The sequence below is a fragment of the Aeromonas sp. S12(2024) genome (genome assembly GCF_041402305.1).
Taxonomy (GTDB): domain Bacteria; phylum Pseudomonadota; class Gammaproteobacteria; order Enterobacterales; family Aeromonadaceae; genus Aeromonas; species Aeromonas veronii.
The window spans coordinates 350,949-365,619 of sequence record NZ_JBGLRB010000001.1; the positions used below are offsets into that span (position 1 = coordinate 350,949).

15 protein-coding genes and 1 pseudogene are annotated in these 14,671 nt (G+C 60.4%); 5 read left to right on the forward strand and 11 right to left on the reverse strand.

Features of this window, described 5'->3' with window-relative positions:
• The first annotated feature begins 178 nt into the window (after positions 1 to 178).
• Positions 179 to 1,840, forward strand: coding sequence for a glutamine--tRNA ligase (glnS, locus tag ACB035_RS01580; RefSeq protein WP_371166513.1), 1,662 nt, complete (start codon positions 179 to 181; stop codon positions 1,838 to 1,840).
• Between the two features lie 116 nt (positions 1,841 to 1,956).
• On the opposite strand, the gene fur is transcribed toward glnS, so the two are convergent.
• Positions 1,957 to 2,385 carry a ferric iron uptake transcriptional regulator gene (fur, locus tag ACB035_RS01585; protein ID WP_005334301.1) on the reverse strand — a complete coding sequence of 143 codons (429 nt, stop codon included), beginning with the start codon at positions 2,383 to 2,385 and terminating at the stop codon, positions 1,957 to 1,959.
• Between the two features lie 241 nt (positions 2,386 to 2,626).
• On the opposite strand from fur, the gene ACB035_RS01590 reads away from it, so the two are divergent.
• The gene (locus ACB035_RS01590; RefSeq protein WP_005334300.1) at positions 2,627 to 3,100 is read left to right on the forward strand and encodes a DUF4442 domain-containing protein; all 474 of its coding nucleotides are present in this window, start codon (positions 2,627 to 2,629) and stop codon (positions 3,098 to 3,100) included.
• Between the two features lie 91 nt (positions 3,101 to 3,191).
• Here the strand turns inward: ACB035_RS01590 and fldA are convergent, their stop codons facing one another.
• From fldA to ACB035_RS01610, 4 genes are read right to left on the reverse strand one after another with little or no spacing between them, the layout of a single operon-like run.
• Positions 3,192 to 3,716: a flavodoxin FldA gene (gene fldA, locus ACB035_RS01595; protein ID WP_005334298.1), complete on the reverse strand. Its 525-nt coding sequence runs from the start codon at positions 3,714 to 3,716 to the stop codon at positions 3,192 to 3,194.
• Positions 3,717 to 3,755: 39 nt separating this feature from the next.
• Positions 3,756 to 4,052: a LexA regulated protein gene (ybfE, locus tag ACB035_RS01600; protein ID WP_005334297.1), complete on the reverse strand. Its 297-nt coding sequence runs from the start codon at positions 4,050 to 4,052 to the stop codon at positions 3,756 to 3,758.
• A gap of 20 nt (positions 4,053 to 4,072) precedes the next feature.
• Positions 4,073 to 4,294 carry a DUF2788 domain-containing protein gene (locus tag ACB035_RS01605; protein WP_005334296.1) on the reverse strand — a complete coding sequence of 74 codons (222 nt, stop codon included), beginning with the start codon at positions 4,292 to 4,294 and terminating at the stop codon, positions 4,073 to 4,075.
• 55 nt (positions 4,295 to 4,349) lie between these two features.
• Positions 4,350 to 5,114, reverse strand: coding sequence for an alpha/beta fold hydrolase (locus ACB035_RS01610; protein ID WP_371166546.1), 765 nt, complete (start codon positions 5,112 to 5,114; stop codon positions 4,350 to 4,352).
• 292 nt (positions 5,115 to 5,406) lie between these two features.
• Here ACB035_RS01610 and seqA point away from each other — a divergent pair, with 292 nt between their 5' ends.
• Together seqA and pgm are read left to right on the forward strand one after the other, a co-directional pair.
• Positions 5,407 to 5,916 (forward strand): replication initiation negative regulator SeqA, encoded by a 510-nt coding sequence (gene seqA / locus ACB035_RS01615; RefSeq protein ID WP_198303957.1) that lies wholly within the window; start codon positions 5,407 to 5,409, stop codon positions 5,914 to 5,916.
• Between the two features lie 58 nt (positions 5,917 to 5,974).
• Positions 5,975 to 7,624 (forward strand): phosphoglucomutase (alpha-D-glucose-1,6-bisphosphate-dependent), encoded by a 1,650-nt coding sequence (gene pgm, locus ACB035_RS01620; RefSeq protein WP_371166514.1) that lies wholly within the window; start codon positions 5,975 to 5,977, stop codon positions 7,622 to 7,624.
• A gap of 86 nt (positions 7,625 to 7,710) precedes the next feature.
• On the opposite strand, the pseudogene ACB035_RS01625 reads toward pgm, so the two are convergent.
• A pseudogene (locus ACB035_RS01625) lies at positions 7,711 to 8,592 on the reverse strand (DMT family transporter).
• 95 nt (positions 8,593 to 8,687) lie between these two features.
• On the opposite strand from ACB035_RS01625, the gene ACB035_RS01630 reads away from it, so the two are divergent.
• Positions 8,688 to 9,170 (forward strand): MarR family winged helix-turn-helix transcriptional regulator, encoded by a 483-nt coding sequence (locus tag ACB035_RS01630; protein WP_058058051.1) that lies wholly within the window; start codon positions 8,688 to 8,690, stop codon positions 9,168 to 9,170.
• Between the two features lie 48 nt (positions 9,171 to 9,218).
• On the opposite strand, the gene mltB is transcribed toward ACB035_RS01630, so the two are convergent.
• From mltB to ACB035_RS01655, 5 genes are all read right to left on the reverse strand, one after another.
• The gene (gene mltB / locus ACB035_RS01635; RefSeq protein WP_371166515.1) at positions 9,219 to 10,310 is read right to left on the reverse strand and encodes a lytic murein transglycosylase B; all 1,092 of its coding nucleotides are present in this window, start codon (positions 10,308 to 10,310) and stop codon (positions 9,219 to 9,221) included.
• A gap of 104 nt (positions 10,311 to 10,414) precedes the next feature.
• Positions 10,415 to 11,056 carry a CDP-alcohol phosphatidyltransferase family protein gene (locus ACB035_RS01640; protein WP_005334287.1) on the reverse strand — a complete coding sequence of 214 codons (642 nt, stop codon included), beginning with the start codon at positions 11,054 to 11,056 and terminating at the stop codon, positions 10,415 to 10,417.
• A 16-nt stretch (positions 11,057 to 11,072) separates the two neighbouring features.
• Positions 11,073 to 11,723, reverse strand: a complete 651-nt coding sequence (locus ACB035_RS01645; protein ID WP_371166516.1) for an ATP-binding cassette domain-containing protein — start codon at positions 11,721 to 11,723, stop codon at positions 11,073 to 11,075.
• 23 nt (positions 11,724 to 11,746) lie between these two features.
• A complete protein-coding gene (locus ACB035_RS01650; RefSeq protein ID WP_371166517.1) occupies positions 11,747 to 13,381 on the reverse strand; it encodes an ABC transporter permease in 1,635 nt (544 codons plus the stop codon).
• A 77-nt stretch (positions 13,382 to 13,458) separates the two neighbouring features.
• Positions 13,459 to 14,658 carry an ABC transporter substrate-binding protein gene (locus ACB035_RS01655; RefSeq protein ID WP_371166518.1) on the reverse strand — a complete coding sequence of 400 codons (1,200 nt, stop codon included), beginning with the start codon at positions 14,656 to 14,658 and terminating at the stop codon, positions 13,459 to 13,461.
• Between the last annotated feature and the right edge of the window lie 13 nt (positions 14,659 to 14,671).

Genomic DNA, 14,671 nt, shown 5'->3' on the forward strand with positions numbered 1-14,671 from the left:
TGTGCAATGTGCCAAGCCACGCCGTTTTTAGCGGTGCAATGGCCGGGAAATGGCCCGGAAGTGCCAAATTCAGGTTGAGACAGCGCCCGTAATAAGGGATCATACCCGGCTTGACGGCGGGGGGATGAGGGTGCCAGCCGGCACAACTTCCGCCAGTGACGCTTTTTTGAGGTGAGCCATGAGTCAGGCGAACAGCCCAACTAACTTTATTCGTCAGATCATTGATGAAGATCTGGCCAGCGGTAAGCACAGCAGCGTGCATACCCGTTTTCCGCCCGAGCCGAACGGTTATCTCCATATCGGCCACGCCAAATCCATCTGCCTGAACTTCGGCATCGCCCGCGACTATCAGGGCCAGTGCAACCTGCGTTTCGATGACACCAACCCGGTGAAGGAAGATATCGAGTACGTAGAGTCCATCAAGCAGGACGTACAGTGGCTCGGCTTCCAGTGGAACGGCGAGATCTGCTACTCCTCCGACTATTTCGACAAGCTGCACGGCTACGCCATCGAGCTGATTGAAAAGGGTTTGGCCTATGTGGACGAGCTGACGCCCGAGCAGATGCGCGAGTACCGTGGCACCCTGACTGAAGCCGGCAAGAACAGCCCGTTCCGCGATCGCAGCGTGGAAGAGAACCTGGCGCTGTTTGCCAAGATGAAGAACGGCGAGTTCGCCGAAGGCACCGCCTGCCTGCGCGCCAAGATCGACATGGCATCCCCCTTCATGGTGATGCGCGATCCGGTTATCTACCGCATCAAGTTTGCCCACCACCACCAGACCGGTGACAAGTGGTGCATCTACCCGATGTATGACTTCACCCACTGCATCTCGGACGCGCTGGAAGGGATCACCCACTCCATCTGCACCCTGGAGTTCCAGGATAACCGTCGTCTGTACGACTGGGTGCTGGACAACATCACCATCGACTGCCACCCCCGTCAGTACGAGTTCTCTCGTCTGAACCTCGAATACACCGTCATGTCCAAGCGCAAGCTGAACCTGCTGGTGACCGAAAAGCACGTCGATGGTTGGGATGACCCGCGCATGCTGACCGTCTCCGGTCTGCGTCGTCGTGGTTACACCCCGGCCTCCATCCGTGAGTTCTGCAAGCGCATCGGCGTCACCAAGCAGGACAATATCGTCGAGATGAGCATGCTGGAAGCCTGCATCCGCGAAGACCTCAACGAGCATGCACCGCGCGCCATGGCCGTGCTGCACCCGGTGAAAGTGGTCATCGAGAACCTGGCTGCCGACGAAGTGCTGACTGCCCCGGCCCACCCGAGCAATGCCGAGATGGGTACCCGCGAGCTGAATTTCACCCGTGAAATCTTCATCGACGAAGCGGACTTCAAAGAAGAGGCGAACAAGCAGTTCAAGCGTCTGGTGCTGGGCAAGGAAGTGCGTCTGCGCAATGCCTATGTGATCAAGGCCGAGAGCATCGAGAAAGATGCCGATGGCAAGGTCACCTGCATCTACTGCTCCTACGACCCCGAGACTCTGGGCAAGGATCCGGCCGATGGCCGCAAGGTGAAAGGGGTGATCCACTGGGTCAGCGCCACTCACTCCCTGCCAGCGGAAGTGCGTCTTTACGACCGTCTGTTCAAGGTGCCGAACCCGGGCGCCGAGGATGACTTCGAAGCCGCCCTGAATCCGGAATCCCTGGTGATCATCGAGGGAGCCCGTGTTGAGGCGTCGCTCAAGAACGCCAAGCCGGAGCAGGCTTACCAGTTCGAGCGTGAAGGTTACTTCTGCGCCGACAACAAGCTCTCCAGCCCGGAACATCTGGTGTTCAACCGCACCGTTGCCCTGCGCGACTCCTGGGGAAAGGTAGAAGGCTAAGCCGATGGGGCAGGGGAGACCCTGCCCTGTGTGCTGCCAGCGGCCTTCGCCGGACAATAAAAAAGCCAGCATCAGCTGGCTTTTTTATTGTTCGTTATCTGCAAGTCGCGGCCGACTTATTCGTCGTGCTTGCACTCACCGGTAGCACAGTGACCGTAGAGGTAGAGGCTGTGGTTGGTGAGACGGATATTGAATTTTTTGGCGATCTCGCGCTGACGCTGTTCGATCACTTCGTCGGAGAACTCGATCACCTTGCCGCAGTCGAGGCAAACCAGGTGGTCGTGGTGCTCCTGAGTGGCCAGCTCGAATACCGACTTGCCACCTTCGAAGTGGTGACGGGTAACGATACCGGCATCATCAAACTGGTTGAGAACGCGATAGACGGTAGCGAGACCAATCTCTTCACCCAGGTCGATCAGTCGTTTATAGAGATCTTCGGCGCTGGTGTGCTGGCAGTCCGGCTGTTGCAGGATTTCCAGGATTTTGACCCGGGGCAAGGTGATCTTGAGCCCGGCCTTTTTTAACGCTTGGTTGTTGTCTGCCATATTCTACTTATTCGCATTCTCGAAGGTGGGGTTATTCTGATGGACTGCCGCAGGAATGGCAACCTTGAACTCGCTTGGCCTGTCATTATAGGTCGTAGCCTCCCTAAAAATAAACCCAGCAATTCAATGGGTTTAGCCATAAAGGGCCGGTTGGATTGAAATAATCAATCGTGTCGTCCGACTTGCTGGCATGGCAGATGTTGATAAGATGTAACTTTCATATTCTGGTCGGATGAGATCCATGGATTGGCTTTTTGACAATGCGGCCTGGGTGCGCCGCGCACTCAACGCCTGGCCCCCCTTCTGGGGCGCTGGTATCAAGATAGAGACCCTGAGCGATGACTTTCGCTACTGTCGGGTGACCCTGAAATCCCGCTGGTGGAACAAGAACGCCAACCGCACCCAGTTTGGCGGCAGCATGTTTGCCATGACGGACCCCATCTATCCGCTGATGCTGATGGGCTACTTCAAGAATCGCTACTACGTCTGGGACAAGGCGGGCAGCATCAACTACATCAAGCCGGGCAAGGGCAAGCTGGTGGCCGAGTTTAACCTGACCGAGGGCAAGCTGGCCGAAATCGTGGCGGCGACCGAAGGTGGCAACAAGCACTTCCCCGAATTCGAGGTGACGGTGCAAGACAAGAGCGGCGAGCTGGTGGCGCAGGTCAAGCGCACCCTCTATGTGCGGGCCAAACCGGAGCACAGAGGTGAATAACAGGGAAGAATAAAGGCAGGCATCGCAACAAGCAGATACAACAAGGGCCCCTTCGGGGCCCTTGTTGTCAGAGGTATGAGGGGGAGGTGGATTACTCCAGCTCGCCCAGGCACATCTCTTCGTGCAGCTGCTTGCACCAGCCCTTGACGCGCTCGGCAGTCAGCTCCGGCTGGCGATCTTCATCGATACCCAGACCGACAAAGTGCTTGTCATCGACCAGTGCCTTTGAGGCTTCAAACTCGTAGCCTGCAGTCGGCCAGTGACCGATGATGATGGCGCCTTTGGCTTCGACGATGTCACGCAGGGTGCCCATGGCGTCGAGGAAGTACTCGGAATAGTCTTCCTGATCACCGCAACCGAAGATGGCGACCAGCTTGTTGGTGAAGTCGATTTCGCCCAGATCGGGGAAGAAGTCGTCCCAGTCGGCCTGGGCTTCGCCGTAGTACCAAGTCGGGATGCCGAACATCAGCAGATCAAAGCTCTCGATGTCGGCCTTGCTGCTCTTGGCGATGTCACGGACTTCAATCAGGTTTTTGCCCAGCTCTTTCTGGATCATCTTGGCGACAGCTTCGGTGTTACCGGTATCGCTGCCAAAAAACAGACCTACACTTGCCATAGTGTTTAGTTACCCGTATTTGGTGTTAATGCTCAACGCTCAGACTGCAATGTCCACCGCAAAGGCGGACTCAATCTGTTGTTTCAGGATAGATTGGATCAGCTCGGCTCGGCTGATGTTCTGTTGTAACGCAAGTTGGTTCAGGCGCTCCAGCAACTCGGCCTCCACCTTTAACTCTACCCGCTTCAGCCCATTTTCCCGATCGCGCTTAAGCTGGTTACGCTTGTTGATCTTGAGCTGGGTCTCGCGGGGGAGTGGATTGGTCTTTGGCCTGCCGGGGCGCTTCTCATTTGCGAACAGATCCAGTGTTGTTCGATCAGTTTGCTGTTTGGCCATACATCACAGATGAAAATAAGTTAGCCGAGTCCTGAGCCTTCCCAGCCCAGTTCGATCAGCCCCTTGGCGACAAAACCCGCACAACCCAGAAACAGTACCAACCAGACGATAAAACGACCGAAACGGGGCACGTTGCCGCGCTTGAGCACGTCCTGAATGGCCAGGCCAATCAATATGAAAATGGCCACAAAGAATAACTTGAGGCCCAAACTTTCGATCAGGTCGATATGTTCACTTAGCATGGATTGCGCACACTCCTTATGACGGGCGCACTATATCACAAAGGATTTGAAACTGTTAACCGCCTGTCGACAGGAAATCCACAACCAATTTGTTGAACAGAGCCGGTTTTTCCGCATGCAGCCAGTGGCCGGTACCCGCGATGATACGCACCTTTGCCGCCGGGAATTGGGCCAGTGCCGTCTCGCTGTATTGGGGCTGCATATAGTCAGAATCCCCCCCTTTGATAAAGAGCACCTGCCCCTCGAAGCGGCGTTCATCCGCTGGCCAGCCCATGATGTTGGCGTAGTTTTGCTCAAGGGCGGGCACATTGAAGCGCCAACCCCAGCCATGCTCGCCTCTGGCGAAGGATTTGAGCAGGAACTGGCGTACCCCGGCGATCTCGATGTGCTGTGCCAGCATGGCTTCCGCTTCACTGCGGCTTTGCGGCGGCGTGCGCAGTGTGGCGTTGAGTCCGGCAAAGACATTCTGGTGGCGGGAGTGGGGATAGGCGACCGGCGCCATGTCGGCCACCACCAGCCGGCTCACCCGCGCGGGCGCCAGCTTGGCAAGCTGCATCCCGACCTTGCCCCCCATGGAGTGACCGACTATCGCCGCCTGATCCAGCCCAAGGTGATCCATCAGCGCGAGTATGTCAGCGGCCTGCGCCGGATAGCTCATGTCGTCGCTGCGAAACGAGACGCCGTGGTTGCGCAGATCGACGCTGATGACCCGATAGTGCTCGCCGAGGGCGCGGGCCAGCAGGCCCAGGTTATCGAGGCTGCCAAACAGCCCGTGGATCAGAATGGCGGCCGGTCCCTGACCCTGCTCCTTGAAGTTCAATATGCTATTTTGTTGCAAAATGACACCTTGTCGGTCGTGGGTGCGTATCGCTGTTTTATTTAACGCACTGGAAAGAAAAGGATTTCGTCCAACGGATGGGGAATAAATGTGGTTTTTTTTCTAAAAAATCCCGTCCGGATCGGCTATCAGTGCGGCTGATCACACACTTGGGCCGCTATTATGCCGTATTCTCGATGAGATTCATGTACATCTGCCAGCCCCTTGCTTGGGCTGTCGGGTTTGCCTATGTATAATCGCCGCATCCGAATTTCGACGAGTCCAGCGCATCCCTATGAAAACCATCGAGCTTGATGACGATCTCTACTTCTATATCGCCAGCCAGACCCGGCACATTGGTGAGAGTGCCTCCGATATCCTGCGCCGTCTGCTGGAACAGCCTGCTAACCAACGTGTGCCGGTTGCCGAGCCCGTTGCCGTCGCGCAGCCCAGTGCGGTAGCCACCCAACAAGGGCTGCAAGCCCTGCTCGATTCCGGTGAGCTGCAAAAGGAAGAGAAGTCCATCAACCGCTTTATGCTGGTGCTGAGTACCCTCTACCGGGATAACCCGGAAGGCTTTACCCAGGCCACCGAAATCAAGGGGCGCAAGCGCGTCTATTTCTCGCAGGATCCCGAGGCTCTGCGCGCCAGTGGCAGCACCACCAAGCCCAAGCCTGTACCGGAGACCCCGTTCTGGGTGATCACCAATACCAACACCAGCCGCAAGCAGAATATGGTGGCCCAGCTGATGGCCAGCATGGGCTATGGCGAAGAGGTGATCGCGCAAGTGTGTGGCGCAATTTAACGATTCTTCAAGACTCAGGCCTTGCCCGGCAAGGCCGCCATTACGCAAGGAAAATGCCATGGCTCAGCATTCCCACGCCGGTCAACCGGCCCGTTTAAGCGATCTGACCAACATCCCCCGTCTGGTCAGCGCCTACTACCTTAACAAGCCGGACATGAGCCGCCCCGAGCAGCGGGTGGCCTTCGGTACCTCCGGCCACCGTGGCAGCGCCCTGCATAGCGCCTTTACCGAATCTCATATTCTGGCGGTGACCCAGGCGCTGGTGGAGTATCGCCAGCAGGCCGGTATCACTGGCCCGCTGTTTGTCGGCATGGATACTCACGCCCTGTCCGAATCCGCCTTTGCCAGCGCCGTCGAAGTGCTGGCGGCCAACGGTGTTGAAACCCGCATTCAGGCTGGCCTCGGTTTTACCCCGACCCCGGTCATCTCTCACGCCATTTTGCACCATAACGCGGGCAAGCCTGCCGCGCGCGCCGACGGCGTGGTGATCACTCCGTCCCACAACCCGCCGGAAGATGGTGGCTTCAAGTACAACCCACCCCATGGTGGCCCCGCTGAAGGGGAGATCACCAAGTGGGTCGAGGACCGCGCCAACGCCATTCTGGAAGCGGGTCTGGCCGGCGTGAAGCGGATGCCGTTCGCCGAGGCGCTCAAGAGCCCGTTCGTGGTCGAGCACGACTATGTCACCCCCTATGTGGATGATCTGAAGAATGTGCTGGACATGGACGCCATCAAGAATGCAGGCATCAAGATCGGTGTCGATCCGCTGGGCGGCTCCGGCGTCGCCTACTGGGACGTCATCGCCAAGACCTACGGCCTGAACATCGAGGTGGTGAACTACAAGGTCGACCCGACCTTCTCCTTCATGACCCTGGATAAAGATGGCAAGATCCGGATGGACTGCTCCAGCCCGTTCGCCATGGCGAGCCTGATTGCCCTCAAAGACAAGTTCGACATCGCCCTTGGCAACGACCCTGACTACGACCGTCACGGTATCGTCACCAAGTCCGGCCTGATGAACCCGAACCACTATCTGGCGGTGGCAATCCAGTATCTGTTTACCCATCGCACCGGCTGGTCTGCCGATGCAGCCGTTGGCAAGACGCTGGTCTCCTCTTCCATGATTGACCGGGTTGCCGGTGAGATTGGCCGCACCCTGAAAGAGGTGCCGGTCGGCTTCAAGTGGTTCGTGGATGGCCTCTACAGCGGCGAGTTCGGCTTTGGCGGCGAGGAGAGCGCGGGCGCCTCCTTCCTGCGCAAAGATGGCACCGTCTGGACCACCGACAAGGATGGTTTCATTCTGGCGCTGCTGGCTGCGGAAATTCTGGCGGTGACCGGCAAGGATCCGCAGGCCCACTACGACGCACTGGAAGCCAAGTTTGGCCGCTCCAGCTATCGCCGTATCGACGCTCCGGCCAACAGCGCCCAGAAAGCGGTGCTCTCCAAGCTGGATCCGGCACTGGTAGAAGCCTCCACCCTGGCGGGTGAGCCCATCATCGCCAAGCTGACCAAGGCGCCGGGCAACGATGCCGCCATCGGCGGCCTCAAGGTGGTGACCGAGAACGGCTGGTTCGCGGCGCGCCCCTCCGGCACCGAGTCCATCTACAAGATCTACATGGAGAGCTTCAAGGGCGACGCGCACCTCGACCTCATCCAGCAGGAAGCCCAGCAGATCGTCTCCGCGGCACTGGCCAAGGCCGGCGTATAAGCCACCTTCCAGTCACTGACCGCTGACTAAAAAGAGGAGCCGCAATGGCTCCTCTTGTTTATGCATGGGGTGAGGTGGTCTGGTGTTTACACCTCGTTACAGATCCCTGTACTCGCTCGGCGGGCTTGCCAACGTTTGAAGAAGGGGCGTGCTGGCAGCTTCATCAGGAACAGTGAGAGCAGGATCACCCCGATGCCGATCTACTGGCTGACATCCAGGGTTTCACCCACCATCAATACCCCAAGCGACACAGCCATCATGGGATTGGTGAGGGCCAGCATGCCCATCACCTCTGGGCCGTGGTGCTTTAATCCCCACAACCAGGCCCAGTAGCCCAGCGCGGTGTTGAGCAGGATCAACCAGAGCAATCCCGGCACACTGGCCGGATCCGGTAACGGCATTGGGCCAGCTAGCCACCAGGCGAGCGGGATCAGCATCAAGCCCCCAAGCAGCAATTGCCAGGCGGTCAGCGCCAGCAGATCGTTTACTGGCCAGTGGCGCATCCAGCGGCTGGATTGGCCGATCAGCACTGTGGCCAGCATGGCGCATGCAACTCCGACAGGATCCAGATTGGCAGAGGGGTTGAGCAACAGTAATACCCCAGCCAGCCCCATCAATCCCAGCAGTAGCCATTTCAGGCTTGGTCGTGTGCCATCTTGCAACCAGGCCAGTAGCATCAGCACCAGCGGCAGGGTGGCACCAAGTGTACCTGCTACTGCCCCCGGCAGCCGGAAGGCCACCACAAACAGCAAAGCGAAGAAGGCGGCAATGTTGCAAAACGCCAACAGGAACTGCTTGCCCCAGGGCAGAGGCGGCATGCGCGGATGTAACAGTAACAAGAGCAGCCCGGCAGGCAGTGCCCGCCATACGGCAACCCAGTAGGGTGAGTAGTCAGTCAGGTAGAGGCTGACGACAGCATAGGTGCTGCCCCACAGCAGTGGAGCCAGCAAGGCGATCAGCATTGGCATTATTTATCTCTTTGAAAAGTATCTTTAAGTGAAGATAAGTTAGCGCCAAATTGATTTATCATCAAGTATCTCGATATGAAGATAAGTGGTTGGCGATGGAATCAGATCATGTAGACCTGCTGCTGGCTCAGTGGGCCCGGCAGCGACCGGATCTCGACTGTTCTCCTATGGGGGTGCTGGGTCGGGTAGCCCGGATGGCGGCAATTGCCGGTCGCGAGGTGAGTGAAGAGCTTAAGGAGTGCGGCCTGCTAGGCACGGACTTCGACATTTTGGCGACCCTGCGTCGGTCGGGTGAGCCACTGACGCCGACAGTGCTCTACCAATCGGCCATGTTGAGTTCGGGGGCCATGACGGCCCGGCTCGACAAGCTGGCCGAGCGGGGACTGATAGAGCGGCAAGCGGCGCCCAGCGATCGGCGCAGCCTGCTGGTCAGCCTCACCGAATCGGGCAAAGCGCTTATCGACCGAGCGGTTGAGCTGCACGTGGCCAACGAGCGTCGCCTGCTGGCGCCACTGACCGAGGCGGAGCAGGCTCAGTTAGCGGCACTGCTCAAACGCTGGTTGCTGGAAAACGAATAACAAAAACGGGCCAGCAGGCCCGTTTTTGTTGGCAAATCAGTGCTTGACTCAGTAACCGCCTTTGGCCTCTTTCACCGCCAGCCCCAGCTGCCACACCGCCATGGCGTAGTGGGTGCTGTGGTTGTAGCGGGTGATGGTGTAGAAGTTGGGCAGACCGTACCAGTATTGGTAGCCGGTGCCGACATCGAGGCGCAGCAGGCTCGACTCGCTGTGGTTGCCAAGGCTGCTGGTGGGGGTGAGCCCGGCGCGGCGCAGGGTAGCGACCGGGTAGCGGGTTTGGAAGCCGTGCTCATAGCCGGGCAGCTGGCCCTGACCGCGCACCGCCACCGGTTGGCCTTTCTCCCAGCCGTGGGCCTTGAAGTAGTTGGCGACGCTGCCGATGGCATCTACCGGATCCCACAGGTTGGTGTGGCCGTTGCCATCAAAGTCCACCGCATAGCGCTGGAAGCTGGAGGGCATAAACTGGCCGTAGCCCATGGCGCCCGCATAGGAGCCCTTGGGTTCGGTGGGGTCCATCCCCTCATCGCGGGTCATCACCAGGAAGGCTTCCAATTCGCTCGTGAAGAACTCGGCCCGGCGCGGGTAATCAAACGCCAGCGTGGCCAGTGCATCCAGAATGCGGGTCTTGCCCATCACCCGGCCCCAGCGGGTCTCCACCCCGATAATGCCGACGATGATCTCAGGCGGCACCCCGTAGATCTGCTCCGCCCGGTTCAGCTCGCTTGCGTATTCACGCCAGAAGTTGACGCCATTCTGTACGTTGTCCGGGGTGATGAACTTGGCGCGATAGCGGTTCCAGGCACCGGTCGGGCCGGTGGGCTTGGCGGTAGTCGGCGCCTGGGCATCCATCAGGCGGATGATCCAGTCGTAACGCTCTGCTTGTGCCAGCACCTGATGCAGCTGGGCATTGTCAAAACCGTGCTTCTCGACCATCTTCTGGACGAACCGGTCCACGTTGGGGCGATTGGCGAAGTCCCCCTTGCTAACCCCTTGTGTATAAACGGGTTTGCTCGATGGCGCCTGATTGATAAAGGCGCTCTTGGGCTGGGGGACGACCAAGGGCTTTGGCGCGGGGGCGCTGCTGCAGCCACCGAGCAGGGGGAATAATGACAGAGTGAGAAGAGAGGCAAGGCGACGCATAGGGTTCTCAAAGAGACTGATAAAGTGTCGCAATGGTAAAACATTGTCATCCCCGTGCAAGTGTTCCGTGCGCCTTGTTTGCCGCCAATTCATCGTGCGATGGATTAGCCCTTCTGTGAGGGCTGTGCTGTTTCGCGCTGGGGGGGACGCAGGGTGTGGTAACCGCTCCAGAGTCGGGTCAGGGTGGTAATGGCGCAGAGCATTGCAAAGCCGTAGGCGAGCGGGGCGAAGGCGGCGGGCCACAGGCACATCAGCACAAAGAGGGCGATGGTCTCGCTCCCCTCGGTGAGGCCGCCCAGATAGTAGAGGGACTTGTGGTGATAGACCGGATTGTCGATCCCCCGCTTGCCCGCCATGATGGCAAACGCCAGAAAGCTCGAGCCGGTGCCCATAAAGGCAAACAGCAGGGTGGCGGCGGGCAGCGCATTGGCAGGGGCGGCGAGGGCAAAGCCCAGCACCACGGCGGCGTAGAAGATAAAATCCAGCGTGATGTCGAGAAAGCCGCCGCAATCGGTGATGCCGGTTTCCCGCGCCACGGCGCCGTCGAGCCCGTCCAGCAGCCGGTTGAGCAGGATGGCCACAAGCGCCCATGAATAACAGCCAAAGGCCAGCAGCGGCAACGCCAGCATGCCGATGGCAAAGCCGGTGAGGCTCACCTGATTGGCACTGACCCCGGCGCGGCAGAGCGGTTTGGCAAGCTGAGTGAGGGGGCTGCGGATCACGGGGATCAGATGGCGATCAAACAAGGTGAACACTCCTCGGTTAACAGTGGCATTCGGTGAGGTTGAGTATGGTGCCCGGCGCGTCTTCCGCATCGTGGGTCACCAGAATAGCGGGGATGGCCAGCGCCTTGATCTGAGCGAATACCAGCTCGCGAAAGGCGGCCCGCAGCGGCTTGTCGAGGCGGGAGAAGGGCTCGTCCAGCAGCAGGGCATCGGGTTCGGCCAACAGTGCCCGCAGCAGGCTGACCCGCGCCCGCTGACCCCCTGACAGCTGTTGCGGCAGCTTGTCAGCCTGATCCGCCAGCGCGACCTGTGCCAATGCGGCCAGTGCCTTTTCCCGCCGCGCACGTTTTCCCTTGATGATCGCAGGCATGCCGAACATCAGGTTCTCCGCCACCGTCAGATGGTCGAACAGCAGGTCATCCTGAAACAGCATGCCGATGCGCCGCGCTTGCGCGGGCAAAGTGTTGAGTGGCCGCTCGCCGAGCCTTACCTCCCCCTCCAGCCGGATCGGGCCGCCATCTGTCTGCGCGCCGGGCAGTACTCCTGCCAGCCCTGCCAGCAGGGAACTTTTACCGCAACCGCTCGGCCCCATCAGGGTCAATACCTCGCCGGGGGCTACCTGCAGGGTAGGGAGCGAGAGCAGCAGATTTTCATCAAGGTAAAGTCGAAGAGGCGTGGTGCTCAGCATATGGCTGTTTCCATCATCAGAGTTCATCGTGAGCCGCCCCCCTTGAGCGCCGGATTGATCCGCGCCGGCAGCCAGAGTGCCAGCAGATAGATAACGAGCGGCAGCAGCAGTTGCAGCAGGCCGTAGAGCCCCGCCAGCCGCCGGTTGAGGCCGCTGCCGATGGCCACCGCTTCGGTGGTGATGGTGACCACTCTGCCAGCGCCAAACAACAGGGTTGGCAGATACTGGGCCAAACTCACCGCCGCCCCGACGCTGAAGGCAAACAGCAGCGGGCGCGCCAGTAGCGGCGCTTTGACCTGCCACCAGGCTCGCCATGGCGTTGCTCCCAGCAGCAGGGCGCTTTGGGTGATCCGCGGATCGAACTGGCGATAGGGGCCGTGCAGGCACAAATAGACATAGGGAAAGACAAACAGCAGCTGGCTCCAGAGCACCCAGCCCCAGCCAATGCCGCTGCTTATCGAGTCATGTGCAAGCCAGTCCAACCCGAGCCGGATACCAAACAGCAGGCTTGCCTGCGGCAGCAACAGCGGCAGGCAGATAAGCCAGAGTGGCCAGGGGCGGCGGCCGGCTTGTGCCTCCAGACTGCACACCGCCATCATCAGTGCCAACAAGCCGCTCACCAGCGCCAGCAGTGCGCTGGTTACCAGCAGTGGCAGCAGGGTTGGCAGCAGATCCAGCCAGTAGTGACTGCTCCACTGGCTGGGCCAGAGGGCGGGAAAGGGCCAACGGCGCGCCAGTGACCAGAGCAGCAGGGCCGCCAGCACCGCCAGATTAAGGGTGATCAGAGTGAGTGCAGAGCCTGCTGCGAGCCGGTTGGCAAAGGAGTGGGGCGCCGCCCGTTTGCCATCGAGCCAGCAGCCTTTGCCCACCTCTTGATGAAGCCACTCCAGTAATCTGAGCATGGCGATCAGCAGCGCCGTGATGGCGAGCAGCAGCAGGGCGCCGCTGGCGGTGGCGCCGCGCCAGAGCAGATCCGGATCCTGATACCAGAGCCACAACCGCACCGCCAGCGGGGCGGGGGCATCGGGCCCGAGCAGCTGGGCGAGATCCACCACCGCCACTCCGTAGGCTGCCACCGCATAGATGGGCAGGCGCAGGGCGGGCCAGAGCGCCGGCAGCAGCAGGCGCCACCAGATCTGGGGGGGGCTGAAGCCGAGGCTCGCCCCCAGCCACTGCTGGCGTGCCAGCTGGATGGGTTGCTGTGCGGCCATCGCCATCAGCAGCAGAAAGGGGGTCTCCTTGAAAACGAGCAGTGCAATCAGCCCGAGCCCCCAAGGGTCGCGAATGGTCTGCCAATCGGGAGGCAGTTCAAACCCGGTCAGCGCTGGCGAGATGAGCCGCAGCAGCCAGCCGGAGGGGGCGAGCAGAAAGGCAAAACCGATGGCAAAGGCGACGTGAGGCATGGCCAGCATGGGCGAGAGCAGACGACGGAGCAGCCCGAAAGCCCGGCTGTCGCTGTGGGCCAGCAGCAGGGCGGTCATCAGCAGACTACCGAGGGTTGAGGCGGCGCCAATCCACAGACTCAGCGCAGCGGAGTGCCAAAGACCGGGTTGGGCCAGCAGCAAGGCAAGATGAGAGGCGGCCATCCCCTCCGCCAGCAGTTGCCACAGCCCCGCCAGCAGGGGGATGACGAAGATCGCCAGATAAATGACCGCCATCCCCGCACTCATACTGGGGTGGCGTGTCAACCGGCGCCACGGTCGGGAGCGGGAAAGCGGGTGACCAGCGGCACTCATCAGTGACCGTAACGCTCGGCCCAGGCCGCTTCCAGTTTGAGCTGCCAGCTGGGGTGAGGCTCGGCCACCGCTTTGAAGCGCAGAGCCGGTTGCTCTTTGGCGGAGTCAGGCAGCGCATCGGCCCGCAGCACGCTGGGATCACCCCAGAAGGCCGGATTGGCTTTTCGTGCCTGCGCCGCCGGGCTCAGCAGGAAGTTGGCCACCACCTTGGCACCCGCACGGGCACTGGCGTTGAAGGGGATGGCGAGAAAATGGCTGTTGGTGAGCGCGCCTTTCTCCATGGCAACTGCCTCCACGCTGGGGGGCAGGGCGCCAATCTGGGCGGCACTCTGCGCCTCCTGCGGGTTGAAGCTGATAGCCATGGCCAGTTCGCCATCATCGAGTAGCTGGCGGGTTTCGGCGGCGCTGGTGGGGAACAGTTTGCCCTTGCGCCAGAGTGCCGGATGCAGCTCATCGAGCCAGGCCCAGAGCGGGGCGGTGAGTTGGGTAAACTCGCTCTCGGTCGCTTCTCGATAGAGGGGGGCCGGGTCTGGCGTCAATTCCAGCAGGATCTGCTTGAGAAAGCTGGAGCCATGGAACTGGGGCGGCTTGGGGTAGGTGAAGCGACCTGGATGGGCCTTGGCCCACGCCAGCAGTGCTGATGCCGAGGTGGGCGGGCTGGTGACCTCTTCGGTGTCGACCATCAGATTGAGCTGGCCGATGCCCCAGGGGGCTTCAAGCCCTGCCACCGGCAGGGTGAAGTCCTCACTCACCGGCAGGCTGCTGTCGACCAGCGCCATGTTGGGCAGCTCGGCAGTAAAGGGAGCGCCGAGCAGCCCCTGCTCCTTGAGCGCCTTGAAGTTCTCGCCGTTGACCCAGAGCAGATCGATGGGGCCGCCCGCTTGCTTACCCGCCTGCTTGTTGGCCAGCAGCTGGCTGACGCTCTGGGCGATGTCATCCACCTTCACCTGTACCAGCTTGACCTGATAGTCGCGCGCCAGCTCCTGCCCGGCCCACACCAGATAGGCGTTGATCTCCGGGCTGCCGCCCCAGGCGTTGAAGTAGACGGTCTGCCCCTTCGCCTCCTCAAGGGTCTGTTGCCAGTTGTCGTCTGGGTTGGCCGCCAACAGCGGGCCGCTGGCCAGCAGGGGCAGGGCGCACAGCAGGGCGTTTAGCCGCCGTTTGAGCTGTGAGTTGAGTTGTGAGAATGGCTTGAGCATAAACGTTTCTCTG

Excerpts from the sequence above, each read along its gene's own strand:
- glnS (WP_371166513.1), top strand. The coding sequence starts at position 179 with ATGAGTCAGGCGAACAGCCCAACTAACTTTATTCGTCAGATCATTGAT.
- fur (WP_005334301.1), bottom strand. The coding sequence starts at position 2,385 with ATGGCAGACAACAACCAAGCGTTAAAAAAGGCCGGGCTCAAGATCACC.
- ACB035_RS01590 (WP_005334300.1), top strand. The coding sequence starts at position 2,627 with ATGGATTGGCTTTTTGACAATGCGGCCTGGGTGCGCCGCGCACTCAAC.
- fldA (WP_005334298.1), bottom strand. The coding sequence starts at position 3,716 with ATGGCAAGTGTAGGTCTGTTTTTTGGCAGCGATACCGGTAACACCGAA.
- ybfE (WP_005334297.1), bottom strand. The coding sequence starts at position 4,052 with ATGGCCAAACAGCAAACTGATCGAACAACACTGGATCTGTTCGCAAAT.
- ACB035_RS01605 (WP_005334296.1), bottom strand. The coding sequence starts at position 4,294 with ATGCTAAGTGAACATATCGACCTGATCGAAAGTTTGGGCCTCAAGTTA.
- seqA (WP_198303957.1), top strand. The coding sequence starts at position 5,407 with ATGAAAACCATCGAGCTTGATGACGATCTCTACTTCTATATCGCCAGC.
- pgm (WP_371166514.1), top strand. The coding sequence starts at position 5,975 with ATGGCTCAGCATTCCCACGCCGGTCAACCGGCCCGTTTAAGCGATCTG.
- ACB035_RS01630 (WP_058058051.1), top strand. The coding sequence starts at position 8,688 with ATGGAATCAGATCATGTAGACCTGCTGCTGGCTCAGTGGGCCCGGCAG.
- mltB (WP_371166515.1), bottom strand. The coding sequence starts at position 10,310 with ATGCGTCGCCTTGCCTCTCTTCTCACTCTGTCATTATTCCCCCTGCTC.
- ACB035_RS01645 (WP_371166516.1), bottom strand. The coding sequence starts at position 11,723 with ATGCTGAGCACCACGCCTCTTCGACTTTACCTTGATGAAAATCTGCTG.
- ACB035_RS01650 (WP_371166517.1), bottom strand. The coding sequence starts at position 13,381 with ATGGCGGTCATTTATCTGGCGATCTTCGTCATCCCCCTGCTGGCGGGG.
- ACB035_RS01655 (WP_371166518.1), bottom strand. The coding sequence starts at position 14,658 with ATGCTCAAGCCATTCTCACAACTCAACTCACAGCTCAAACGGCGGCTA.